This is a genomic window from Streptomyces sp. bgisy159, assembly GCF_965341775.1.
Taxonomy (GTDB): domain Bacteria; phylum Actinomycetota; class Actinomycetes; order Streptomycetales; family Streptomycetaceae; genus Streptomyces.
On sequence record NZ_CBDQZH010000034.1, the window covers coordinates 46226 to 70398 of the forward strand.

22 protein-coding genes are annotated in these 24173 nt (G+C 69.1%); 7 read left to right on the forward strand and 15 right to left on the reverse strand.

Annotation, left to right across the window (positions count from 1 at the left end):
• Positions 1 to 279: 279 nt before the first annotated feature.
• On the reverse strand, positions 280 to 441 hold the full coding sequence (locus ACSLTV_RS26830; protein WP_432138710.1) for a hypothetical protein: 162 nt from the start codon (positions 439 to 441) through the stop codon (positions 280 to 282).
• A 74-nt stretch (positions 442 to 515) separates the two neighbouring features.
• Positions 516 to 653, reverse strand: a complete 138-nt coding sequence (locus ACSLTV_RS26835; protein ID WP_435613023.1) for a hypothetical protein — start codon at positions 651 to 653, stop codon at positions 516 to 518.
• A 310-nt stretch (positions 654 to 963) separates the two neighbouring features.
• On the opposite strand from ACSLTV_RS26835, the gene ACSLTV_RS26840 reads away from it, so the two are divergent.
• From ACSLTV_RS26840 to ACSLTV_RS26860, 5 genes are all read left to right on the forward strand, one after another.
• Positions 964 to 1218 (forward strand): winged helix-turn-helix domain-containing protein, encoded by a 255-nt coding sequence (locus tag ACSLTV_RS26840; RefSeq protein ID WP_432138708.1) that lies wholly within the window; start codon positions 964 to 966, stop codon positions 1216 to 1218.
• Between the two features lie 247 nt (positions 1219 to 1465).
• Positions 1466 to 1870, forward strand: coding sequence for a DUF6507 family protein (locus tag ACSLTV_RS26845; RefSeq protein WP_435613024.1), 405 nt, complete (start codon positions 1466 to 1468; stop codon positions 1868 to 1870).
• Positions 1867 to 3879 (forward strand): hypothetical protein, encoded by a 2013-nt coding sequence (locus ACSLTV_RS26850; RefSeq protein ID WP_435613025.1) that lies wholly within the window; start codon positions 1867 to 1869, stop codon positions 3877 to 3879. Before ACSLTV_RS26845 ends, ACSLTV_RS26850 begins: the two co-directional genes overlap by 4 nt.
• Entirely contained in the window at positions 3876 to 4241 is a 366-nt protein-coding gene (locus ACSLTV_RS26855; RefSeq protein ID WP_432157687.1) for a DUF6086 family protein, read from the forward strand. The genes ACSLTV_RS26850 and ACSLTV_RS26855 overlap by 4 nt, the downstream gene beginning before the upstream one ends.
• A gap of 186 nt (positions 4242 to 4427) precedes the next feature.
• Positions 4428 to 5858, forward strand: coding sequence for a DUF6177 family protein (locus ACSLTV_RS26860; protein ID WP_435613026.1), 1431 nt, complete (start codon positions 4428 to 4430; stop codon positions 5856 to 5858).
• Positions 5859 to 6039: 181 nt separating this feature from the next.
• Here the strand turns inward: ACSLTV_RS26860 and ACSLTV_RS26865 are convergent, their stop codons facing one another.
• Positions 6040 to 6234: a hypothetical protein gene (locus tag ACSLTV_RS26865; RefSeq protein ID WP_432138703.1), complete on the reverse strand. Its 195-nt coding sequence runs from the start codon at positions 6232 to 6234 to the stop codon at positions 6040 to 6042.
• A gap of 188 nt (positions 6235 to 6422) precedes the next feature.
• Here ACSLTV_RS26865 and ACSLTV_RS26870 point away from each other — a divergent pair, with 188 nt between their 5' ends.
• The gene (locus tag ACSLTV_RS26870) at positions 6423 to 8585 is read left to right on the forward strand and encodes a prolyl oligopeptidase family serine peptidase (protein WP_435613027.1); all 2163 of its coding nucleotides are present in this window, start codon (positions 6423 to 6425) and stop codon (positions 8583 to 8585) included.
• Positions 8586 to 8717: 132 nt separating this feature from the next.
• Here the strand turns inward: ACSLTV_RS26870 and ACSLTV_RS26875 are convergent, their stop codons facing one another.
• The 5 genes from ACSLTV_RS26875 to ACSLTV_RS26895 are packed head-to-tail and all read right to left on the reverse strand — an operon-like array spanning position 8718 to position 14302.
• Positions 8718 to 9788 (reverse strand): ABC transporter ATP-binding protein, encoded by a 1071-nt coding sequence (locus ACSLTV_RS26875; RefSeq protein WP_432138701.1) that lies wholly within the window; start codon positions 9786 to 9788, stop codon positions 8718 to 8720.
• Positions 9781 to 10755 (reverse strand): ABC transporter ATP-binding protein, encoded by a 975-nt coding sequence (locus tag ACSLTV_RS26880; RefSeq protein ID WP_432138700.1) that lies wholly within the window; start codon positions 10753 to 10755, stop codon positions 9781 to 9783. The genes ACSLTV_RS26875 and ACSLTV_RS26880 overlap by 8 nt, the downstream gene beginning before the upstream one ends.
• Before the next feature lie 6 nt (positions 10756 to 10761).
• A complete protein-coding gene (locus tag ACSLTV_RS26885; RefSeq protein ID WP_432138699.1) occupies positions 10762 to 11742 on the reverse strand; it encodes an ABC transporter permease in 981 nt (326 codons plus the stop codon).
• On the reverse strand, positions 11735 to 12658 hold the full coding sequence (locus ACSLTV_RS26890; RefSeq protein ID WP_432138698.1) for an ABC transporter permease: 924 nt from the start codon (positions 12656 to 12658) through the stop codon (positions 11735 to 11737). Before ACSLTV_RS26890 ends, ACSLTV_RS26885 begins: the two co-directional genes overlap by 8 nt.
• Positions 12659 to 12664: 6 nt before the next feature.
• Complete coding sequence (locus ACSLTV_RS26895) at positions 12665 to 14302, reverse strand: peptide ABC transporter substrate-binding protein (RefSeq protein WP_432138697.1); 1638 nt, start codon at positions 14300 to 14302, stop codon at positions 12665 to 12667.
• A gap of 235 nt (positions 14303 to 14537) precedes the next feature.
• Between ACSLTV_RS26895 and ACSLTV_RS26900 the strand changes: the two genes are divergently transcribed.
• Entirely contained in the window at positions 14538 to 15155 is a 618-nt protein-coding gene (locus ACSLTV_RS26900) for an oligopeptide/dipeptide ABC transporter ATP-binding protein (RefSeq protein WP_432157706.1), read from the forward strand.
• Here ACSLTV_RS26900 and ACSLTV_RS26905 read toward each other — a convergent pair.
• The 7 genes from ACSLTV_RS26905 to typA all read right to left on the reverse strand — a co-directional run bounded on the left by ACSLTV_RS26905 (position 15107) and on the right by typA (position 24089).
• Positions 15107 to 15487 carry a VOC family protein gene (locus ACSLTV_RS26905; protein WP_432138696.1) on the reverse strand — a complete coding sequence of 127 codons (381 nt, stop codon included), beginning with the start codon at positions 15485 to 15487 and terminating at the stop codon, positions 15107 to 15109. The genes ACSLTV_RS26900 and ACSLTV_RS26905 overlap by 49 nt on opposite strands.
• Positions 15488 to 15564: 77 nt before the next feature.
• Complete coding sequence (locus tag ACSLTV_RS26910) at positions 15565 to 16713, reverse strand: ABC transporter ATP-binding protein (RefSeq protein WP_435613028.1); 1149 nt, start codon at positions 16711 to 16713, stop codon at positions 15565 to 15567.
• Complete coding sequence (locus ACSLTV_RS26915; RefSeq protein WP_432138694.1) at positions 16706 to 17752, reverse strand: ABC transporter ATP-binding protein; 1047 nt, start codon at positions 17750 to 17752, stop codon at positions 16706 to 16708. Before ACSLTV_RS26915 ends, ACSLTV_RS26910 begins: the two co-directional genes overlap by 8 nt.
• Positions 17753 to 17803: 51 nt before the next feature.
• Complete coding sequence (locus tag ACSLTV_RS26920; RefSeq protein WP_432138693.1) at positions 17804 to 18727, reverse strand: ABC transporter permease; 924 nt, start codon at positions 18725 to 18727, stop codon at positions 17804 to 17806.
• Positions 18728 to 18760: 33 nt separating this feature from the next.
• Entirely contained in the window at positions 18761 to 19687 is a 927-nt protein-coding gene (locus tag ACSLTV_RS26925) for an ABC transporter permease (RefSeq protein WP_432138692.1), read from the reverse strand.
• A 186-nt stretch (positions 19688 to 19873) separates the two neighbouring features.
• Positions 19874 to 21526 (reverse strand): peptide ABC transporter substrate-binding protein, encoded by a 1653-nt coding sequence (locus tag ACSLTV_RS26930; RefSeq protein ID WP_432138691.1) that lies wholly within the window; start codon positions 21524 to 21526, stop codon positions 19874 to 19876.
• A 646-nt stretch (positions 21527 to 22172) separates the two neighbouring features.
• Positions 22173 to 24089 (reverse strand): translational GTPase TypA, encoded by a 1917-nt coding sequence (gene typA / locus ACSLTV_RS26935; RefSeq protein ID WP_432138690.1) that lies wholly within the window; start codon positions 24087 to 24089, stop codon positions 22173 to 22175.
• Positions 24090 to 24173: the final 84 nt, after the last annotated feature.

A 24173-nucleotide genomic window follows, 5' to 3' on the forward strand; every position in this document is an offset into this window, starting at 1 on the left:
GTACGGAGGGGCGGGCGGTCACCACGGGACCGCTACCGTCCTGCTGGCCCGTCGCCGGTCCGTCGCCGGTCAATCAGGACGGGTTCATCGCACCTCCTCCTGGGGCCTGCGTATGGCAGGAGCACGGGCAGCGGTGGACCAGGATCAGGCCCCGGCCGTGCGGCACGGGAACGTCCTCGGCCCGACGGCACCGGGCGTGCAGTTCCCGCAGGCCGTCGTCCTCCCGGGCGACCACGCACTCGGCCGACAACCGGGACGCGTCCACAGCGCCTCCCGCGTTCACCGCCCCTCACCCCCGCCGTCGACGACGGACGGCAGGAAGGCGAGCACGTCCGGCACCTGCGGGAACCCCGGGGCGCACTCCCGGCAGGCGTACACCGTGAACCCGGGCCCGGAGTTCTGGTGCACCTCGGACACGACGACCGGCGCATCGGTGACCACACCGCAGCGCACACACATCCGGACGGGCGCTCGCCGCTCCCGCGGAGCGGTCCCCGCCCCTTCGCTCCGCTCGCTCACCCGGCCACCGCCGCGAGGTCAGCCCCGAGCCCGGCGGCGAGCCGTCGGCGGCGCAGCCATGCCTGCTCGCGCTCGTGGTCGGCCTGAAGGACGTAGAGACGGACCGGGGCCAGGTCGTACTCGGCGAGAGGCATGTCGTGCCGGTGGGTCGGACGCTGAACGGGGAGCGGCGGAACGGCGGTCCGGGTTACCTCCCGATCAGGGGCAGGAGGTGCCGTTCCTCGCCGACTGCCGGACACAGACGCAACTGTTCCCGCGAGTCGGCGCAAGAGCGCGTGGATAATTCTCACCGTCATCAACCTCCACGGAGTTGCTGGCCACGCCCCCGGACCGCTGCAACGGTCGCGGGGGCACCTTCGCAATGTACCACGGTACGCCATGGGCGCCCTTGGTGCACCACGGCCCGTCAAGGCGGCTACTGGTATGCCACGCCAAGCTGAGGTCATGGCCGAGTACGAGTGGCAGCGCATTGCACGCGCCATCGAAGAAGAGATCCGATCCGGACGCATCCCGCCGGGTGGGGCGCTCTCCAGCATCACGCGGCTGGCTGAGACCTACGGCGTCGCCGACCGGACCGTCCGGCGCGCTCTGCGAGATCTCCGCGAGCGCGGGCTCATCGAGACGCTGCCGCACAAGGGCTCCTACGTCGTCGATTCTCTGCCACACGCCGACCCCTCCGACGGGCAGCCTCCCAACTGACCTGAGCCCTTCCGGCACCTCGCCGGCCCGGTCTCCTGGCCGGTCACCCGAGCCGTCCGCTCCCTCCGTTCCACCACGCCAATCCAGCCAGTCGGCCAAGCCACGCCTGCGAGTTGTCAGTGGTGCACGAGAGAATGTTCGACGACTCACGGGAGGAACAGGCGAGGCCCGTGCGGCTGCCGGAAGGAACGAGAAGGCCGCATACCGCCTCGCCGCACTGACACATGCGGGACTTGGGGGAAGCGGTATGACGGGGTGGGACATAGACGTCGTCGGGGTGTACGGGGTTCTGTCGCAGTCGGGTACGGAGGCGCGGAACCTGTCGGACACGGGGATGGCGATGCAGGGGAACCTGGCGGAGGCGGCTTCGGCGGCGGGGACGATCACCAGTGAGATGGGGCCGTACACAAGTACGGCCGGACTGGTGGGGGCGGCGCTGGGTGAGTTCCTGCAGCGGTGGAGTCTGGATCTGCGGTATGTGGCGGAGCGGACGTCGAAGTCGCTGAACGGGGCGGCGGAGGCCACCGGTTATTACGTGCAGGGTGACGTGGCGATGGCGGCGACGGCGCAGCGGGAGGCGGCGAAGGAGCCGAGGCTGGACCTGCCGGGCGCGGGCGGCACTGCGGGTGTGCGGGCGGGGGCGCGGGAGTGAGCGGTGGGGGCAAGGACCTGATCGATCCGTCGGGGATACCGCACTTCATCGGGGATCTGTCCACGCTGGAGACGGAGGTGATGCTGCTGAGCGCGAACGCGGCCCAGTTCCGTGCCTCCGGCGGGAACATCCATACCCTCTTCCAGGGATTGGCCGCGTTCTACCACGCCCCGGAAGCCTCCGATCTGTTCGCCACGACGGTGCCGGTGAAGGCGAAGACGGACGAGTTCGCGGGGGATCTGGAGCAGGTCGCGCAGGCGCTGGCGGACTACGGTGGCGAGGTGCGGCCGCTGGCCGGGAGGCTGGAGACACTGCGGGGGCAGGCGAGCGCGTTCGTGGCCTCGCTCGCGGGGGACGACGACTGGCACAAGGACCAGGACAAGGTCGACCGCAACAACGAGTTGTGGCGGGAGGTCAACCACACGGTGGCCGCGTTCCAGGCCGCCGAGCTGGCCTGTCACAACCGGATCACCGCGCTGGTCGGCGGCACGGTGTTCACCGTGGACGACGGCTCGCACGGCCCGGCCATGTACGGCTACCGGGCGGAGGATCTCGACCTGGCGGGCGAGACGCCGTGGGGTGCGCCGGCCGAGCGGGAGTACGAGGGCTGGGACTGGCTGAAGCACCACGTCTCGGAATCGTGGAACGGTGTCTGGGAGGACGGTGTACTGGCCACGGTCCACGGGGTGGCGACCCTGTTCGGGCACGACGGCTGGGCGGCGGCCGGGCAGGCGTGGAAGAGCCTGGCCCAGGTCAGCACCGCCTCTGCCCTGACCTCCGCGACCGCCGGCACCTGGTGGCTGGTCCCCGAGGACAAACTGCCCTCCTGGCTGCGGGAGTCGCGTACCGCCTACAAGCAGACGGTCAAGGGCTTCGTCGCCTGGGACACCTGGAAGACCAACCCCTCCCGCGCGGCCGGCACGGTCGGCTTCAACATCCTGACCACGATCGGCGGCGCCGAGGGCGCGGGCGCGGCCGCCTCCGCGGCCGGCAAGACCTCCGCCGGGGCCCGCGCCCTGTCCGTGGCCGGCAAGGTCGGCCGGGCCATCGACCCCATGACCTACGTCGGCAAGGCCGGCGGCTACGCCTTCGTCAAGATCGGCGACACCTTCCGCGTCCTGAAGGACCTCCACACCGGCGCCATCCCCCACCTGGTCGACCAGGCCGACGCGATGCGCTCCCCCAGGGTCCCCGCCGACGCCATCCCGGGCATCGACGCCGCCACCGGGAAGACCATCTACCTCGTCAAGGAAGGCGACCTCCTCAACGCCGACGGCACCATCCACCAGGCCAAGGAGCAAGCCCCGGTCGAGAAGTCGGCCGACGAACGCGCCGCGTCTACGGAGACATCCACTCGCCAACCAGAATTGGTGGGAGGAGGCCGCTGGACCGAAGCCACTGACCATGCCGGGGAAGGCCGGTCTCCTCAGGCGAGCCACGACGTTTCGGGAGGCCGCAGCGACAGGTCTGGCGACCTCGACGGTCCCCATACAGGGTCGGCCAACGGTGTAATTCATGACACCGGATCCGAGCACCCGGCGTCTGGACATGCCGACGCGACGTCCGGGCATGGCGGCCTCGAAGGCGCACATGGAGATGTCCCGCCGAAGGCTGTCCACGAAGTCCCAGGAGGGGACGGCTCCTCGAATCGAGAGCGTGCTCCCCGAGAAGGCGACACCAACTACGTGGTGGACAACCCAAACAACCGGGCGGACACCATCACTGATATTGATCGAATCGAAGACGGAACCTTGTGGGAAGAGAAGACCGCGACGGGGAATGATCCGCGCCTCAATGTGCAGAAGTGGATTGCCAAGCACGTCTTCAAGAAGCTCGATGCCTACGTCAGAGCCCGCCCGTACATGCCAGGATTCGAAGACGCACCGATCGGGCTAAGCTTCATAGAACGAGGAGCCACACCGCAGTTCAGAGCTGCAGTAGAGTCCGGCATAGCTGAGTGGCAGGCAAAGCACCCTGACGTCAAGGTAAAGGTGAGGTGGGCGGAGTGAGCTGTTTCTTTCAGGTGGGCGATGATGACGTATGGAACCCCTCCAATTCCCTAGCCAGAGCGTTCCTGGGACAGGCCGACGCACTGTCTCAGATCATCGGCAGGGACCCGGGACTGGGCGAAATCATCGAAGATGAATGCGAAATCGACCCGGCAGCATTTCCCGAGTTCGTGGATGCCCTGGTCAAGACATATCAGGACTCCAACAACGAGGCACTCAAGGCATTGCTGAAGGGCTTCGTCACGGTGGCGCTGGTACTGGTCGACCGGATGGGCTCCCAAGTCATGTCGATCAACCCCGAATACGCTGACATGTGGGCAACCGAGGCTGAGACGCAGGCGAAGTCCATGCCGTGGGGCTAGGCCCTTACGGCACTCTGGACGTTCTGCGATCAGGAAGACCGATCGGTATCCGATCCTGTGAAGGTACCGCTGAATCGAGCCGGGGAAGATCGACCCCTGAGCCCTGACCCGACCAGCAGACCGTGTGGGCTGGACCCGAATGAACGAACAGATAGAACCCACTTCTGTAGCGACGGAAAGCCACGCATGACAAGCGAGTTCATCGCACTCACCCCGAAGATGCCCGACAGCAAAGCGCTGCTGGCAGCCCTGCACGCCGGCGGTCCGGAGCTGCAACTGACCGCCGCCGAAGAGGGCGCCGTCGTTCACCTGTGCACCGCTGCGGGGCGTCCGCTGGTGTCCGTGGAGGCGCCGGTGCTCGTTCAGGTGCCCGGTGAGGCCCGGCGGCTGCTGGGGGACCGGGTGGCCGTTCCGGAGCTGCCGTTCTGGTGGACCGAGGTGCGGGCCGACACCGCGGTGCCCGAGGCGCGCTCCCTCGCGGAATCCGTGTGCGGGCGTCTGGTGACCTTCCTCGGCGGCACCGTGTGGCCACGAGCGGCGGCCACCACGCGCACGGTGAAGGTCCCGCCGGACACGCCTCAAGAGAGCCCGCAGAGCTCTCAAGAGCACGTGGACGGGACTCCCCGCGTCGACGTCCTGACCGAGTCGACCGCCGTCGTCGTCTCCGACCGCCCGCTCCTCCCCCTCACCACCTGGCTCTCCGGCCTCCTGCGCGACGCGGCCGGGTCGGACCGCGCCCTGCACCTCGTCACCCCGCCGCAGACCCGTCTCACTCTTCCCCTGCGCGCCGCACTGGGCCGGGTCCCCAACCGCTGGGTGGTGCAGGACCCGAACGGCGGCTACTACGACGGCTCGTCCGGGGTCCGGCTGAGCTGGCGGGGCGGCACGTTCGTGCCGGAGGCCGGGGTGGTCGCCGACGCCTTCGCGGCCGGGACCGGGGCCGGGCCGACGAGCGAACGGCAGCTCAACGTCTCGTTCCGTACGGTGCACGCGCCGGACGCCCGGCTCGTGCTCGGGCGGGCCCTGGAGGCCGCCTGGCGTCACCTGACCGGCGCGCCGCCCACCGGTTGGGGTACGGCGGAGCCGGTCAACCTGCCCTGGTCGACCGGTCAGTTGACCGACCTGGCGCGCGACCGGGCCCCCGCGGCCACCCACCTCGTCGCCGTCGGCTCCCCCGACCGCCCGGCCGTCGCCACCCAGCGCATCACCCGCACCACGGCGGGCGTCGCCGAGGAGGTCAGCCTCACGATCGGTTACGAGCGGCCCGACGACGTCCCCCTGGACGCCCTGGAGCCCCTCGCCGCGAGCCTCGTCGCGGAGCACGGACTGACCACCATGCTGGCCACCGTCCGCGCGGCCCGCGCCGACCTCACCGTCCCCGCGCACCTCGAAGTGCCGCCGGTGCCGGTCTCGTTGACGCTCGGCCCGCGAGACGTGCGCAAGGCCGGCCTCGCCCACGCCAGTCGGCCGCCCGTCCGGGTGCCACCGCGTCGGCTCGGCCCGGCCGCCGAACCCGCACTCCACTACCCTCTCGGCGACGGCACCGACCCCGGGGCCTGGACGGCGCTCCAGAGCCTCGACGCGCATCTGCGGAACGGCTCCGGCGGGCGCCGGTGACGGGTGCGGGCGCGGCAAGCCCCGTGCGGGCCGTGGAGGCCCTCCGGATCGCCGTCGGCCGCCCCCGGAGGAAGCCCGGCGTTGCGACGGCCGACGGGGCCCTCAGGGCCCTTGACGGTGGCGTTCCGAGCGGGACCCCGGCTGCCCGGCCCGGTCAGGGCAGGCGCGGCGCCGGACCTGCTCAGAACTTGATGCTGCTGATCATGCTCGCCACACTCGTCGTCAGATCACTGATCGTCGGAGCCATCGTCGACGAGGCCAGATAGAAGCCGAGCAGCATGCAGACGACCGCATGCCCGCCCTTCAGGCCTGACTTCTTGATCAACAAGAAGACGATGATCGCCAGCAGCACCACCGCCGAAATCGAGAGTGCCACGGCGGCTCACCTCCAAGAACCCGGGTACATGGGGGATGACAGAGCGGGTGAAGTTGTAAATCCATACAGCAGCCAGCAGGTTCATACCCACACAGCGCTAGTGATCATAACTATGAGTGCGCGCGCATCGGTCGGCGCACGGACGCGCAAGGGGGCGCATGGCCAATCATGGCCAATAGGGTCGGGGCATGACGACCGAGCCAGAGTCAGAGTCCCCGTCGGAGACCTACTCGTTCCCCCGACTGCACGCCCGCACCCAGCGGTTCACCCTCGGCGCGCCGCGTTCGTTCACCGTCGCCCCCGACGGCTCCCGTGTCGTGTTCCTGCGCTCCGGCTCCGGCACGGACCGCGCGGGCGCGCTGTGGGTCCTGGATCCGGCGGACGGCTCCGAGCGCCTCGCCGCGGACCCGTACGCCCTGCTGGGCGGAGCGACGGAGAACCTGTCGCCGCAGGAGCGGGCGCGCCGCGAGCGCAGCCGGGAGGGCGGCGCGGGGATCGTCGGGTACGCCGCCGACGACGCCGTGGAGCTGGTCTCCTTCACCTTGTCGGGGCGGCTGTTCACGGCCCGGCCGGCGTCCGGGGAGGTGCGGGAACTGCGGGTTCCGGGGCCGGTGATCGACCCGCGGCCGTCACCCGACGGCGGGTGTGTCGCCTATGTCGCCGGGGGTGCCCTGCGGGTGGTTGGGGCCGACGGGGAGGGCGACCGGGTGCTCGCCGCACCTGACAGTGAGTCGGTTTCCTATGGAATCGCCGAGTTCATCGCGGCCGAGGAGATGGGGCGGTCCAGGGGCTTCTGGTGGTCCCCGGCGTCCGACCGGCTGCTGGTGGCGCGCGTGGACGACACGCCGGTGCGGCGCTGGTGGATCTCGGATCCGGCCCATCCCGAACGTGACCCACAACACGTTCCCTACCCGGCGGCCGGCACACCCAACGCGGCGGTCCGGCTGTTCCTCTTCGGCCTCGACGGGGAGCGCACGGAGGTCGTGTGGGACCGGGAGCGGTACCCGTATCTGGCGCGAGTGCACTGGTCAGCGGCGGGTGCGCCGCTGCTGCTCGTACAGGCGCGCGACCAGCGGAGCCAGCTGTTTCTGGCCGTGGACACGACCTCCGGGACGACCCGGATGGTGCATGCCGAAGAAGATCCGATTTGGCTGGATCTTTTCGCCGGAGTGCCGTGCTGGAGCCCGTCGGGGCAGCTGGTGCGGGTCGCCGACGAAGGGGGTGCGCGGGTCCTGGTGGTGGGTGAACGTCCCCTCACGGGTGCGCAGTTGCACATTCGTGCGGTGCTTGACGTCTCCGCCGACGACGTCCTCGTGTCCGCCTCGGCGGGGCAGGACGCGGCGCGGCCGGAGATCGGCGAAGTGCACGTGTACCGGGTCAACGAGCTGGGGGTCGAACGCGTCTCCGAGGAGCCCGGCGTCCACTCGGCGGTGCGCTCGGGCGCGGTGACGGTGCTGGTGTCGGCGACGCTCGACCGGCCGGGCAGCCGGGTGCGGGTGCTGCGGGACGGGAAACCGGTGGCGACCGTGGCGTCCCATGCGTCGAATCCCGGCCTCACCCCGCGGGTCACGCTCACCGAGGGGGGCGCACGCCGCATCCCGTGCGCCCTGCTTATGCCTGCGGACTACCCCCGTGACACCTCCCGGGGTGACACCCCCCTGCCGGTCCTGCTGGACCCCTACGGCGGTCCGCACGGCCCGCGCGTGCTGGCCGCCCACAACGCCCATCTGACCTCGCAGTGGTTCGCCGACCAGGGCTTCGCGGTGCTGGTCGCCGACGGGCGCGGCACCCCCGGCCGCTCCCCGGCCTGGGAGAAGGGCGTCCACCACGACTTCACCGTCTCCCTGGACGACCAGGTCGAGGCGCTGCACGCGCTGGCCGAGCGCTACCCGCTGGACCTGTCCCGGGTGGCGATCCGGGGCTGGTCGTACGGCGGCTGGCTGGCGGGGCTGGCCGTGCTGCGCCGCCCGGACGTCTTCCGCGCGGGCATCGCGGGCGCGCCGGTCACCGACTGGCGGCTGTACGACACCCACTACACCGAGCGGTACCTGGGCGACCCGGTCGAGCAGGCGGCGGCGTACGCGAAGAGCTCGCTGGTGACCGACGAGGGGCTGTCCGAGCCGGCCGAGCCGCACCGGCCGCTGATGATCGTGCACGGCCTGGCCGACGACAACGTGGTGGTCGCGCACGCCCTCAGGCTGTCCTCGGCGCTGCTGGCGGCGGGCCGGCCGCACGAGGTGCTGCCGCTGTCCGGCGTCACGCACATGACCCCGCAGGAGCAGGTCGCCGAGAACCTGCTGCTGCTCCAGGTGGACTTCCTCAAGCGGGCGCTGGGTCTGCCGCGGACGTGACAGACGGCACAAATGCGCACGAAGTGCGTTAACACGGAGGCAACTTGGCGGAAGCGGTACCGATATACGGACGCGCGACGCTGAGCAGCGTACGGCCGTGCGGGTGCCGTAAGCGAGCCGGGGTGCGCCATGTCACCCCGGCTCGTTCCCGTCGTCCTCCGGGGTGTTCGTCTGCGCCTCGGGCGGGACCACCCGCTTCTCCTCGGCGAAGTGGCACGCCGAGTCGTGCGCCGCGGGCCCGGACGCGCCCTGGAAGGCCTCCGGGACCGCGAGCAGCGGCACCTCCACGGCGCACCGCTCGCGCGCCTTCCAGCAGCGGGTGCGGAAGCGGCAGCCGGAGGGGATGTTCGTCGGGGACGGCACGTCGCCCGCGAGCAGGATGCGCTCGCGGTACTCGCGGGCCTCCGGGTCGGGCACCGGGACCGCCGACAGCAGCGCCTGGGTGTAGGGGTGCGTCGGGTGGTCGTAGATCTCCCGGTCGGTGCCGGTCTCGACGATGCGGCCCAGGTACATGACGCCGACCCGGTCGGAGATGTGCCGCACGATGGACAGGTCGTGGGCGATGAAGATGTACGAGAGGTCGAGGTCCTTCTGGAGCCGGTCCATCAGGTTGATGACCTGTGCCTGGACGGAGACGTCCAGGGCGGAGACCGGCTCGTCGGCGACGATCACCTCGGGGTTGAGGGCCAGGCCGCGGGCGATGCCGATGCGCTGGCGCTGACCGCCGGAGAACTGGTGCGGGTAGCGGTTGATGTACTCCGGGTTGAGGCCCACCACGTCCAGCAGTTCCCGGACGCGCTTGCGGCGGTCGCCCTTGGGCGCCACCTCCGGGTGGATCTCGTACGGCTCACCGATGATGTCGCCGACCGTCATGCGCGGGTTCAGCGAGGTGTACGGGTCCTGGAACACCATCTGGATGTTGCGGCGGACCGCCTTCAGGGCGCGCCCGGACAGCCGGGTGATGTCCTCGCCCTTGTAGCGGATCCGGCCCGCCGTGGGACGTTCCAGGTGGACGAGCATCTTGGCGACGGTGGACTTGCCGCAGCCGGATTCGCCGACGATGCCGAGGGTCTCGCCCTTGCCGAGGGCGAAGTCCACGCCGTCGACGGCCCTGACCGCGCCGACCTGCTTCTTGAAGAGGATGCCCCGGGTCAGCGGGTAGTGCTTGACGAGCCCGCTGACCTCCAGGATCGGCTCAGTCATTCATGCACTCCCTCCAGAAGTGGCAGGCGCTGCCCCGGGTCTCGGAGACCTCGTACAGCGGGGGTACGTCGGTGACGCAGACGTCCTGGGCCATCGGGCAACGGGGGTGGAAGGGGCAGCCCGGCGGGATGTGCATGAGGTTGGGCGGCAGGCCCTGGATGGCGTACAGCTCCTGGCCCTTCTGGTCCAGGCGCGGGATGGACTCCAGCAGGCCGCGGGTGTACGGGTGGGCGGGGGCCTTGTAGATGTCGTGCACGGGGGCGGACTCGACGATCTTCCCGGCGTACATCACCGCGATCTTGTCGGCGACGTCGGCGACCACGCCGAGGTCGTGGGTGATGAGGATCAGGCCCATGTTGTACTCGCGCTGCAGCTCGGCGAGCAGGTCCATGACCTGGGCCTGGACCGTCACGTCGAGCGCGGTCGTCGGCTCGTCGGCGATGATGAGCGCCGGTTCCAGGGCCAGCGCCATGGCGATCATGATGCGCTGGCGCATACCGCCGGAGAACTGGTGCGGGTACTGCCTCACCCGCTCCTTGGCGGCCGGGATGCGCACCCGGTCCATCAGCTCGACGGCCTGGGCGCGGGCGTCCTTCCTGGACATCCCCCGGTGCACCACGAACATCTCGCCGAGCTGGTCGCCCACCGACAGCACCGGGTTCAGCGACGACAGGGCGTCCTGGAAGATCATCGCCATCTCGGCGCCGCGCACCCGGCGGCGTTCCTCCTCCTTGAGCCGCAGCAGGTCGCGGCCCTGGAACAGCACCTCCCCGCCGGCGATGCGCCCCGGAGGCGTGTCGAGGATGCCCATGACGGCCTGCGCGGTCACCGACTTCCCCGACCCCGACTCGCCGAGCACCGCCAGGGTCTCCCCCGCGTCCACGCTGTAGCTGACCCCGTTGACGGCCTTGGCGACACCGTCCCGGGTCTTGAACTCCACGAACAGGTCCCGCACTTCGAGCAGCACGGCCCGTCACCTCAGCTTCGGGTCGAGGGCGTCGCGGACCGCGTCGCCGAGCATGATGAAGGACAGGACGGTGATGGCGAGGGCGCCGGAGGGCCACAGCAGGGCGTGGGGGGCGTTGCGGACGTAGGGGGACGCGGCGGAGATGTCGATGCCCCAGGAGACGCTGGGGGGTTTGAGGCCGACGCCGAGGAAGGACAGGGTGGCCTCCAGGGCGATGTAGGTGCCCAGGGCGATGGTGGCGACCACGATGACCGGGGCGACGGCGTTGGGCGCGATGTGGCGCAGCAGCATGCGGGAGTTGGAGGCGCCGAGGGCGCGGGCGGCGTGGACGTAGTCGTTCTGCTTGGCGGTGATGACGGAGCCGCGCGCGATGCGGGCGATCTGCGGCCAGCCGAGCAGCACGATGAACCCGATGACGGGCCAGATGGTGTTGCTGGTGACCACCGAGAGCAGGACCAGGCCGCCGAGGACGACGGGGATCGCGAAGAAGACGTCGGTGAGGCGGGAGAGGACCGAGTCCCAGGAGCCGCCGAAGAACCCGGCGAGCGCGCCGAGGACGCTGCCCAGGAGCGCGACGCCGAGGGTGGCGAGGACGCCGACCGCGACGGACGTACGGGCGCCGTAGACGGTGCGGGTGTAGACGTCGCAGCCCTGTCCGTCGAAGCCGAACGGGTGGCCGGGCTGCGAGCCCTCCTGGGCTCGGGCGAGGTCGCATCTGAGGGGGCTGCCGGAGGCGATCGCCGAGGGCCACAGGGAGATGAAGATCAGGAAGAGGATGATCAGGCCGGCGATGATGAAGACGGGGTTGCGGCGCAGGTCGCGCCAGGCGTCGGACCACAGGCTGCGCGGCTTGGCCTGCGGTCCGGTGCCCTCGGGCCCGCCCGGCGTCCGCTCCAGGGTGGTCGCCTCGTCGACGCCCAGGTCCATCGTGCCTCCCATGCCGGTGCCGGCGATCGCCCCCTCCTGGTCGTACGGCTGCTCAGGCATAGCGGATCCTCGGGTCGAGTACGGCGTACAGGAGGTCGACGACGAGGTTGGCCACCAGGAAGACCAGCACCAGGACGGTCACGAAGCCGACGACGGTCTGGGTGTTCTGGCGCAGGATGCCCTGGTAGAGCTGGTAGCCCACACCGTGGATGTTGAAGATCCGCTCGGTGACGATCGCACCGCCCATGAGGAAGCCGATGTCGGCGCCGATGAAGGTGACGACGGGGATCAGGGAGTTGCGCAGCAGGTGTTTGACGATCACTCTTCGGCGCGGCAGCCCCTTGGCGACGGCCGTGCGCACGTAGTCGGAGCGCCGGTTCTCCGCGATGGAGGTGCGGGTCAGCCGGGTCACGTACGCCAGTGACACGGAGGCCAGGACGAGGCCGGGCAGGATGAGTTCGTCGAAGGGCGCCTCGGAGGAGACCGAGGGACTGATCCAGCCCCACTTGACGCCGAGGAGGAGCTGCAGGAGCAGGCCGGTGACGAAGGTGGGGACGGAGATGACGACGAGGGTGAGGACCAGGACGCCGGTGTCGACGGGCCGGCCCCGGCGCAGGCCGGTGACGACGCCCAGGGTGATGCCGATGACGATCTCGAAGAGGATCGCCACGAGGGTCAGCCGGATGGTGACGGGGAACGCCGTCGACATCAGCTCGGTGACCTCCTGGCCGTTGAAGGCCGTACCGAAGTCACCGGTGAAGACGTTCCCCATGTAGGTCAGGTATTGCTGCCAGACCGGCTTGTCGAGGCCGAACTCCTTGCGCAGCTGGGCGGCGGTGGCAGGGTCGCACCGCCGCTCGCCGCACAGCCCCGCGACGGGGTCGCCCATCACGTTCACCATCAGGAAGATGAGCAGCGTGGCCCCGATGAACACCGGGATCATCTGGATCAGCCGCCGGACGACATAGCGCCCCATGACCGGTCAGCTCACCTTGATCTCGTTGTAGACCGGGACGGAGAACGGGTTGAGCTTGACGTTCGACAGCCGCTGCGAGTAGCCGGCCGAGCCGTTCTGGTACCAGAGCGGGATGGCCGCCATGTTGTCGCGTACGACCTCCTCGGCCTGCTGGAAGAGGTCGACCGCCTTGCCCTGGTCGGTCTCGGCGTTGGCCTGGTCGACGAGCTGGTCGAACTGCTTGTTGCTCCACTGGCCGTCGTTGGAGGAGGCGTTGGTGTAGTAGAGCGGCTGGAGGAAGTTCTGGATCAGCGGGTAGTCCATCTGCCAGCCGGCGCGGAACGGTCCGTTCATCTTGCGCTGGGTGATCTGGTTGCGGAAGTCGGCGAAGGTGCCGACGGGGTTGCCGACGCAGGCCTTGGTGTTGCCGAGCGCGTTGTTGATCGAGTTGCAGACGGCGTTGACCCACTGCCCGTGCGAGCCGGTGTCCGCGTTGTAGGAGATGGTGACCTGGCCGCCGGGCAGGCCGCCGCCCTCCTGGATGAGCTTCTTCGCCTCCTCGGGGTCGTAGTCGCACAGGTCGCCGCACAGCTCGGGGTCGAAGCCGCCGTCCTCGCCGAGTACCGGTGAGGTCCAGTCCTGGGCGGGGGTGCGGGTGTTCTGGAAGATCGTCTCGGTGATCTGCTTGCGGTTGATCGCCCTGGACAGGCCCTGGCGGACCTTCTGCGCGCCGGAGGTGTCCCAGTCCTTGTCGTAGAACGGGAACGCCAGGGTCTGGATGATGCCGGCCGGGGTGTTGAGGTAGCGGTCGCCGAGGTCGTTCTTGGCGTTCTTCAGCTGGGCGGCCGGCACGTCGTCGACGAGGTCGAGGTTGCCGGCGAGCAGGTCGGTGTAGGCGGTGTTGTTGTCGGTGTAGACCTTCAGGTCCACCCCGCCGTTCTGCGCCTTGTCGTCGCCGGGGTAGTCGTCCCACTTGCGCAGGGACATCTGGGAGCCCTTGGAGTACGACTGGATGGTGTACGGGCCGTTGCCGACGGGCTTGTCCAGCCAGGCCGCGTGGTCGTCGAAGAAGGCCTGCGGCAGCGGTGAGAAGGCGGCGTAGCCGAGGGTGTCGGGGAAGGTGGAGAACTTCTGGCTGAGCTTGACCGTGAAGGTGCGGTCGCCGGTGACCTTCAGACCGGAGAGGGTGTCGGCGGTCTGGGCGCTGCCGTCCTCGGGGTGGACCTTGTCGTAGCCCTCGATGTAGCCGAAGAAGTAGGCGTTCTTCTGGTTGTTCTTCAGGCTGGCACCGTAGTTCCAGGCGTCGACGAACGACTTGGCGGTGACCGCCTCGCCGTTGCTGAAGGTCCAGCCGTCCTTGACGGTGATGTCGAAGGTCTGCGAGTCGGAGGTCTCGATCTTCTCGGCGAGCATGTCCTTGGCCTCGCCGGTCTCGGGGTCGTAGCGCTTCAGGCCCCGGAAGACCATGTCGAGGACCTTGCCGCCCTGCACCTCGTTGGTGTTGGCCGGCTCCAGCGGGTTCTGCGGGTCGCCCCACGAGGAGGAGAGCACCGCGCCGCTGTCGCCGCTGCCACTGCCGCTGTCGCTCCCGCCTCCGCAGGCCGTCGCCGCCAGGACCACCGCCGCCGCGCTCGCGGCCCACTTGGCGTGCGTGGCTCCACGCATGGGATGCCTCCTCTTGACTGCCCGTTACCGTTATCGGCCAATATCGCCACATAACCGGAGCAGCGCACATCAAGCGCCCCCGTACGCGGGACGGACCACCCGTTCGCACCCCCGGGCCGCCGCCGGGGCGTGGCCAGGGGCGCGTCACCGGACTGGACCAATGACCGGTCGACTCCCCCTGGAGAATGGCGTCTTCGCAGGCCAAGACGGGTACGGAGACCGTTGACGGGGTCGGCTGCCGCTCCTGGAGCACGTGGGCCTGCCGGCCGCCCGTGCGGTGGCGTACCCGCACGAGCCGTCCGGCGGGCAGCGCCAGCGCGTCGTCATCGCGGGCGCGCTGGTCCTGGAGCCGGAACTCCTCGTCGCGGACGAGCCGGTGGCCTCCCTGGACGCCTCGGTGCGGGGCGAGATCCTGGCGCTGCTGCTGCGGCTGCGCACCGAGCCGGGACTCGCCGCGCTGGTGGTCACCCACGACCTCGGGCTGGCGTGGAACGTGGCCGACCGGGTCGCGGTGATGTACCTGGGCCGCATCGTCGAGACGGGCACGGTGGAGGAGGTCCTCACGGCACCCCGCCACCCCTACACCCGGGCGCTGCTGTCCGTGCTCCCGGAGGCCCCGGGCGAGCCGGTCGTCCTCACCGGCGAGCCCCCGGACCCGTCCCGCGTCCCCACCGGCTGCCGCTTCCGGCCGCGGTGCCCGGTGCTGGCGAGCGGCGAGGCGGAACGGGCCGGGGTGGCCGAACGGTGCCGGACGGTCGACCCCGGGGTGCTGGGCGGCGGCGCCGGAACCCAGGTGGCCTGTCACTACGCGGCCACCAACTCCACCTCGAACCCGTCCGAGTTGACGAGATAGGCGGCGTAGTGGCCGGGCCCGCCCGCGTACGGGTACCGGTCGGCGAACAGCGGCCGCCAGCCGTGCCCGGGGGCGGCCCCGGCCAGCGCGTCCACGTCGGTGCGGGAACCGGCGTGGAAGGCGAGGTGGTTGAGGCCGGGCCGGAGCCGGTCGTGGTCCGCCGCGGTCATCGCCGGGGACTCCTCGACGACGACGTACGTCTCCCCCGCCCGCCAGCTGCGCCCCCGTTCCCACTCCTGGTACGGCAGCCAGCCCAGCCGGCCGAACAGCCAGCCCCACTCGCGCACGGCCCGGGACAGGTCGGGAACCCACAGCTCCACGTGGTGCAACACCGGTACTCCTCACGAAAACGCCGGTTCCCGGCACCTGGACAGGTGCCGGGAACCGGAAGGATGCCGTACGGGAGCCGTCAGGCGACGTGCACGACGTCCTTCTCCTCGGCGAAGTGGCACGCCGACTCGTGCGCCGCCGGGCTGTCCGAGCCCTTGAAACGCTCGGGCACCGCCAGCAGCGGAACCTCCTCGGCGCACTTGTCCTGCGCCTTCCAGCACCGGGTGCGGAAGCGACAGCCGGACGGCGGGTTGGCCGGGGAGGGCACGTCACCGGTGAGGATGATGCGCTCGCGGTGGTCGCGGGCCTCCGGGTCGGGCACCGGGACCGCCGACAGCAGCGCCTGGGTGTAGGGGTGCGTCGGGTGGTCGTAGATCTGCTCGTCGGTGCCGATCTCGGCCATCTTGCCGAGGTACATCACGCCCACGCGGTCCGAGATGTGCCGGACGATCGACAGGTCGTGCGCGATGAAGATGTAGGACAGGTTGAACTCGTCCTGCAGCCGCTCCATCAGGTTGATGACCTGCGCCTGGACGGAGACGTCCAGCGCCGAGACCGGCTCGTCGCAGATGATGATCTCGGGGTTGAGGGCCAGGCCGCGGGCGATGCCGATGCGCTGGCGCTGACCGCCGGAGAACTGGTGCGGGTAGCGGTTGATGTACTCCGGGTTGAGGCCCACCACGTCCAGCAGCTCCTGGACGCGCTTGCGGCGGTCGCCCTTGGGCGCCACCTCCGGGTGGATCTCGTACGGCTCACCGATGATGTCGCCGACCGTCATGCGCGGGTTCAGCGAGGTGTACGGGTCCTGGAACACCATCTGGATGTTGCGGCGGACCGCCTTCAGGGCGCGCCCGGACAGCCGGGTGATGTCCTGGCCCTTGTAGAAGACCTCGCCGGCGGTGGCCCGCTCCAGGTTCATCAGCAGCTTGGCGACGGTGGACTTGCCGCAGCCGGACTCGCCGACGATGCCGAGGGTCTCGCCCTGGTGCAGGTCGAAGGAGATCCCGTCGACGGCCTTGACCGCGCCGATCTGCCTTTTGAACAGGATGCCCTGGGTCAGCGGGAAGTGCTTGACCAGGTTGCGCACCTGCAGGATCGGTTCCCCTCGCCCGACGGGTGCGTCGACGGCCGCAGCCGCCTGGTCCTCGCCGCGCGCCTTCACCGCTTCCACGTCGGAGACGTTCGGCGTGGCGTCCTGCTGCTCCTCGTTCTTGCCGAGCTCAGCCATGGATCGTCTCCTTCCAGAAGTGGCACGCGGAACCGCGCCCCACCAGTTCCGAACCGTCCCGCTCGGTGACCGGGACCAGCGCCGGCACCTCGGTGCGGCAGATGTCCTGCGCCCGGCCGCAGCGCGGGTTGAAGGCGCAACCGGCGGGGATCTGCTGCAGGTTGGGCGGCAGGCCCTTGATCGCGTAGAGCTCCTGGCCCTTCTGGTCCAGGCGCGGGATCGAGTCCAGCAGGCCCTGGGTGTAGGGGTGCGCGGGCCGCTTGTACAGCTCGTGCACGGGCGCGGTCTCGACGATCCGGCCGGCGTACATCACCGCGATCTTGTCGGCGACGTCGGCGACCACGCCGAGGTCGTGGGTGATGAGGATCAGGCCCATGTTGTACTCGCGCTGCAGCTCGGCGAGCAGGTCCATGACCTGGGCCTGGACCGTCACGTCGAGCGCGGTCGTCGGCTCGTCGGCGATGATCAGTTCCGGCTCCAGGGCCAGCGCCATGGCGATCATGATGCGCTGGCGCATACCGCCGGAGAACTGGTGCGGGTAGTCGCCGACGCGCTGCTTGGCGGCCGGGATGCGCACCCGGTCCATCAGCTCGATGGCCTTGGCCTTGGCGTCCTTCTTGGACATGCCCTGGTGGGCCCGGAACATCTCGCCGAGCTGGTAGCCGACGGAGAGCACCGGGTTCAGGGAGGACAGCGCGTCCTGGAAGATCATCGCCATCTTGGCGCCCCGCAGCTTGCGCCGCTCGCTCTCCGGGAGCTTCAGGATGTCCTGGCCCTGGAAGAGGATCTCGCCCTTGGATATGCGTCCGGGCGGGCTGTCCAGGATGCCCATGACGGCTTGCGCGGTGACGGACTTGCCGGAGCCCGACTCGCCCAGCACGGCGAGCGTCTCGCCCGCCTTGACGCTGTAGTTGACGCCGTTGACCGCCTTGGTCACCGCGTCACGGATCTGGAACTCCACGTGCAGGTCGCGGACTTCGAGAAGCGGCGCGGACCCGTCCGCCCCCGCGTTCGTGGGGACCGTTTCCAGGCTGGTCATGCCATCACCTTCGTCTTGCTTGCTCAGGGGGGTACGACTCATGGCTGCGGATCACCGGAGCTTGGGGTCGAGCGCGTCACGCAGGCCGTTGCCGAGCAGGATGAAGCCCAGCGCGGTGATGACGATCGCGATGCTCGGGTAGGTCCACATGAAGTCCTTGACTCCCATGAACCCGCGGCCGGCGGAGATCATGTTGCCCCACTCGGCGACCTCCGGGTCCACGCCGACGCCCAGGTAGGACAGCGACGCCTCCGCGACGATCGCGATACCGACGTTGCTGGTGCCGTACACCAGCACCGAGGTCAGCGAGTTGGGCAGGACGTGCTTGCGGATGATCCGGCCCTGGCCGGCGCCGAGCGCCTTGGCCGCGTGGACGTAGTCCATCTCACGCACCGACAGGATCTGGCTGCGCAGCAGTCGGGCGTAGGTGGCCCAGGAGAAGATGCCGAGCGAGAGCACCACCGGGAGCACGCCGCGGCCCATCAGCAGGATGATGACGATGGCGCCGATCAGCAGCGGGAAGGCGAAGAAGATGTCGGCGGCGCGCATGATCACGGTGTCCACCCAGCGGCCGAAGTAGCCGGCGAGGGCACCGAAGAGGATGCCGATGCTCAGGGCGACGAGGATCGAGGCGAGGCCGACGATCACGGCGATGCGGCTGCCGTAGATCAGGCGGGAGAGCTGGTCCCGGCCGAGCGCGTCGGTGCCGATCCAGTGCTCCCCGCCCGGGGACTGCAGGGTCGCGTTGAGGTCCTGCTCAAGGGGGTCGAACGGGGCGAGCAGCGGCGCGAATATGGCGACCAGGATGAGCAGGACGATGATGCCCAGGCCGAGCACGGCGAGCTTGTTCTGCACGAAGCGGTGCCGGATGTCGGACCACTGGCTGACCCGGGCGACGCTGGGTTCGGCGTCGTCGGCGGTCGCGACGGGGTCGGCCGTCGTCGGCTCTTTCGCGCCCGTGGCGAGTTCGGTCATGGTGTGACTCCTAGATGGGGGCGACCCTGCGGGTCAGGCAAGGCGGATTCGCGGGTCGAGAGCGGCGTACAGCAGGTCGACGACCAGGTTCAGCACGACGAAGACCGCCACGCTGATGGTCACCACGCCCACGATGATGGGGTTGTTGTTCTGCTGGATCGCCTGGATCAGAGCGAGACCGATGCCGTTCCAGTTGAAGATCGTCTCCGTGATGATGGCGCCGCCGAGCAGGGCACCGAAGGAGATTCCCAGGTAGGTCACCACAGGGATGACCGAGTTGCGCAGAATGTGGCGGAACAGGACGTTCCGGCGGGCGAGTCCCTTCGCAACGGCCGTCTTGACGTAGTCGGCGCGCAGCACTTCGAGCATCGTGCTGCGGGCGAGCTGTGCGACGAGTGCGGCGTCGATGATCGCCAGCGTCACGGCGGGCAGCACGATCGAGTTGAAGCTGTCGTCGGCGATGAGCGGGAACCAGCCCAGCTCGATGACGAAGATGCGCTGCATGATCATGCCGAGCACGATGGACGGGACGCCGATCGCGAGTGTGGTGACGAAGGTCGCCGACACGTCCCAGATCGAGTATCTGCGCAGCGCCGCCAGCACACCGACCGAGATGCCGATGATGACGTCCAGCGCGATCGCCGCGATGGCCAGCTTCGCGGTGTTGCCCAGCTTCGGAGCGAGGATCTCCGTGACCGGACGGCCCTGTGTGTAGTCCGTTCCCAGGTCGCCCGTCGCGAGCTTGCCCACGTAGTTGCCGTACTGGACGATCAGCGGGTCGTCGAGCCCGTACTGCTTGTGCAGTTGCTCGATGACAGCCGGATCACGCGCCTTGTCGCTGCCCGCGATCTGCCCGACGGGGTCACCCGGGAGCACGAACAGGCAGGCGAACAGGATCATCGTCGCACCGAGCACGACGACGACCAACTGGCCCAGCCTGCGGACCACATACCTTCCCATGACTTGCCTCTCTGCCTCGCTGCCGTTTTCCGAGCAGCTCCCTCCCCCCAAGGTTGGTGGGGCGGTAGGGGTAGGGGGCGGGAGGGTGGGTCGCACCGCTCCCGACGGTCGTCGAGGGCCGTGGCATCCGAGCGCTCTCGGTACCCACGGCCCCCGTCTCCAGACACCGCGTCACGCGGCGCCCGGTTACTTCAGGCTGATCTCGGCGAGGTTCGGGTCCTCATGGAAGTCCATCTTGATGTCGGCGAACTTCTTGGTGTTGGCGAGACGCAGCTGGGTGCGGTTCCACAGCGGGATCAGCGCCAGGTCGTCCATGGCGATCTTCTCGGCCTGCTTGTACAGGTCGTTGCGGCCGGCCTCGCTCTCGGTGGCGCGGGCCTTGGCGAGCAGGGCGTCGAACTGCTTGTTGCTGTAGCGGCCGCGGTTGTCACCGGTGACCTTGCCGTTCTCGTCCTTGTTGATGGACGCGGTGGCCAGCAGCGGGAACAGGAAGTTGTCCGGCGTCGGGTAGTCCGCACCCCAGGCGAAGCGGTACATGCCGGAGGCGTTCGGCTTCTGCTGGTCGGCGAGCAGCTCGGCGAACGGCTTGCCCGTGAGCTTCACGTTCAGGCCGAGGACCTTCTCGATCTGCTGCTTGACGGCCTGCACCCACTCCTCGTGGCCGGCGCCCGTGTTGTAGCCGAACTCGATCGTGGTGCCGGGCTTGAGGCCGGCCTCACTGGCGAGCTGCTTGGCCTTGGCCGGGTCCGACTTGACGCAGGAGGTGCACAGGTCCTTCTGGTACACGGAGGCGAAGGCGGGCGGCAGGATCGTCGTGGACTTGCTCTGCATGCCCTGGAAGACGCCCTTGATGATGGCGTCGCGGTCGATCGCGTAGGAGACGGCCTCGCGGGCCTTCTTGTCCTTCAGCGGACCGTTGTCGGTGATCGGGAGGATGTAGTTCATCCCGTTCGTGTCCTCGTCGATCCACTCGCCCTGCGGCTCGTACTTGGCCTTGGCGGCCGGGAGCTGCGGGGTGGGCATGCGGGCCCAGTCGTAGGTGCCCGCCTCGAAGCCCTGGTACTCCAGCGTGACGCCGTTGTTGGAGTTCAGGATGTCGATGTCGACCTTGTCGAGCTTCGCCTTGGTCAGACCGTAGTCGTCGTTACGGACGAGGACGATCTTCTTGTTGTGCTCCCACTTGCCCTGCATCTTGAAGGGGCCGTTGCCGATGGGGGCCTCGTTGAACGCCTTGTTCTTGGCGTCGCCGGCGACCTTCGGGACCGGGCTGAAGACCGTGTGGGTGGTCTTGACGTAGAACTCGAAGTCCGGCTCGGAGAGCTTGACCTGAAGGGTGTTCTCGTCCGGGGCGCTCAGGCCGGACATGGTCGTGGCCTTGCCCGACTGGACGTCCGCGAAGCCCTGGATGCCGGCCATGTGGTAGGCCACGTCGGACGCGGCGGTCTTCGCCGCGACGCGGTTCCAGCCGCGGATGAACGCCTCGGCGTTCACCGGCTCACCGTTCGTGAACTTGGTGCCCGGCTTGATCTTGAAGGTCCAGGTCTTGCCGTCCGCGCTGACCTCCTTGGAGGTGGCCAGAGCCGGGTTGACCTTGCCGTCGGCGGTCGGCAGGTACAGACCCGTGAAGAGGTTGGTCGTAACCAGGATCCCCTCGGATTCCTGGGCGTTGTACGGGTCGATGGCGACCGGCTCGGTGATACCCATCCTGAAGGTGCCACCGGCCTTGCCCGAGCCGCCGCTGTTGCCCTTGCTGTCGTCGTCACTGCCACCACAGGCAGTCGCGGCGAGAGCAATGACTATCGCCCCCGCGACCCACTTGGCGCTCCTGGCACCGCGCATGGGTTCCTCCTCAAGAGTCCTGTTGTTCAAAGCATTAGGGAGCACACGACACTCACCTGTCGACGAAGACGAGGGAGGCGTGTGCACCCGCAGGCTCGTGAGTCGTCGCCGCTGGCAGCGCGTGACTCGTCAACCCGAGCTCTACGCGCCTAACTATCTGCCATGGGCCGTAGCCGAACCACACCCATAAGGTCTCGGTTCGATCACACCTGACGTGTACTTCTTCCAAAATCCGGACAAACGGTTTGCAGAAAGATCCCTGCGAAACGGACTTGTTACACATCTATCGGTGGACGCTGTCCGCATTCCGGACGCAGGAGTGAGAAAAACCGCTTGCGGCGGTGGTGGTCGTCTGCAGGGGGGCCGGCCGGTATGCCCAGCACCCGGGCACCGGTCCGCGCACGGCGTCGCGCCGGACCCCAATTCCGCGTCGGATCACGTCCGTTGACGGTGACCCGCGCCGGTCCTGACACAAGACGCGCAGTACGTCCACTCCCAGAGCAGATTAGTAGGGATCTGGCCTGTCGTGGGCGCCTGCGGCCAGGATGAAGGGTTTTCCCTACGTGGCCCTTACCTCCGGAAAACGACCGAGCCGGGCACCCCGCGCTGTGCGGGGTGCCCGGCTCGGGTCGTCGTCGTCCCGGGGTCAGCCGTGCTTGGCGCGGCTGGCGGCGCGGGCGCGCTCACGGGCGTCCAGGTTCACCTTGCGGATGCGCACGGCCTCCGGGGTGACCTCGACGCACTCGTCGTCGCGGCAGAACTCCAGGGACTGCTCCAGCGACAGCTTGCGCGGCGGCACGATCGACTCGGTCACGTCGGCCGTCGAGGACCGCATGTTGGTGAGCTTCTTCTCCTTGGTGATGTTGACGTCCATGTCGTCGGAGCGGGAGTTCTCACCGACGATCATGCCCTCGTACACCTCGGTGCCGGGCTCCACGAAGAGCACGCCGCGCTCCTGGAGGTTGGTCATCGCGAACGCGGTGACCGCGCCGGCGCGGTCCGCCACCAGCGAGCCGTTGTTACGGGTCGTCAGCGTGCCGAACCACGGCTCGTGGCCCTCGTGGATGGAGTGGGCGATGCCGGTGCCGCGGGTCTGGGTCAGGAACTCGGTCCGGAATCCGATCAGACCGCGCGACGGCACGACGAACTCCATGCGCACCCAGCCGGAGCCGTGGTTGGACATGTTGTCCATCCGGCCCTTGCGGACACCCATCAGCTGGGTGACGGCGCCCATGTGCTCCTCGGGCACGTCGATCGTCATGCGCTCGACGGGCTCGTACACCTTGCCGTCGACGTCCTTGGTGACGACCTGCGGCTTGCCGACGGTGAGCTCGTAGCCCTCCCGGCGCATGGTCTCGACGAGGATGGCGAGCGCCAGCTCACCCCGGCCCTGGACCTCCCAGGCGTCCGGCCGCTCGGTCTCCAGCACCCGCAGGGAGACGTTGCCGATCAGTTCCCGGTCCAGGCGGTCCTTCACCTGGCGGGCGGTGACCTTGCGGTCCTTGACGGCCGCCTTGTTGTCGGCGCCCTTGCCGGTGCCGCCGCGGCCGACCAGCGGGGAGGTGTTGGTGCCGATCGTCATCGAGATCGCCGGCTCGTCCACCGTGATCAGCGGCAGCGCCAGCGGGTTCTCGGTGTCCGCCAGCGTCTCGCCGATCATGATGTCCGGGATACCGGCGACGGCGCAGATGTCACCCGGGCCCGCCTTCTCGGCCGGCTTGCGGGTGAGCGCCTCGGTCATCATCAGCTCGGAGATGCGGACGTTGGCCACGGACCCGTCGCGCTTCATCCACGCGACCGTCTGCCCCTTCTTCAGCTCGCCCTGGTGGACGCGGAGCAGCGCGATACGGCCGAGGAAGTTGTCGGCGTCCAGGTTGGTGACGTGGGCCTGGAGCGGGGCGCCCTCGTCGTAGGTGGGGGCCGGGATGTGCTCCAGGATGGTGGAGAAGAACGGCTCCAGGGAGGTGGAGTCGCCCGGAACGGTCCCGTCCTCCGGCTTGGTCAGCGAGGCGATGCCGTCACGGCCGCAGGCGTAGACGATCGGGAACTCGATCTGCTCCTCGTCGGCGTCCAGGTCGAGGAAGAGGTCGTACGTCTCGTTGACGACCTCGTCGATCCGGGAGTCCGGCCGGTCCGTCTTGTTGATGCACAGGATGATCGGCAGCCGCTGCTGGAGCGCCTTGCGCAGCACGAAGCGGGTCTGCGGCAGCGGGCCCTCGGAGGCGTCGACCAGCAGCACCACACCGTCGACCATCGACAGACCGCGCTCGACCTCGCCGCCGAAGTCGGCGTGGCCGGGGGTGTCGATGATGTTGATGGTGATCGGGTCCCCGCCGTCCTTGGGGTGGTACTTCACCGCCGTGTTCTTGGCGAGGATCGTGATGCCCTTCTCACGCTCCAGGTCGTTCGAGTCCATCATGCGGTCGTCGACCGAGTCGAGCTGGTGGGCGGCGAAGGCACCGGCCTGCTTCAGCATGCCGTCGACGATGGTGGTCTTGCCGTGGTCGACGTGGGCGACGATGGCGACGTTGCGGATGTCGTGACGTGTGGTGGACACGGCCATATTGAGGCGTACTCCCGGAGTGTGAGGAAGGGGCCGCCGCGTACGTCTGTGTTACGCGGACCCTGCCGGGCGCGACAGCCACGG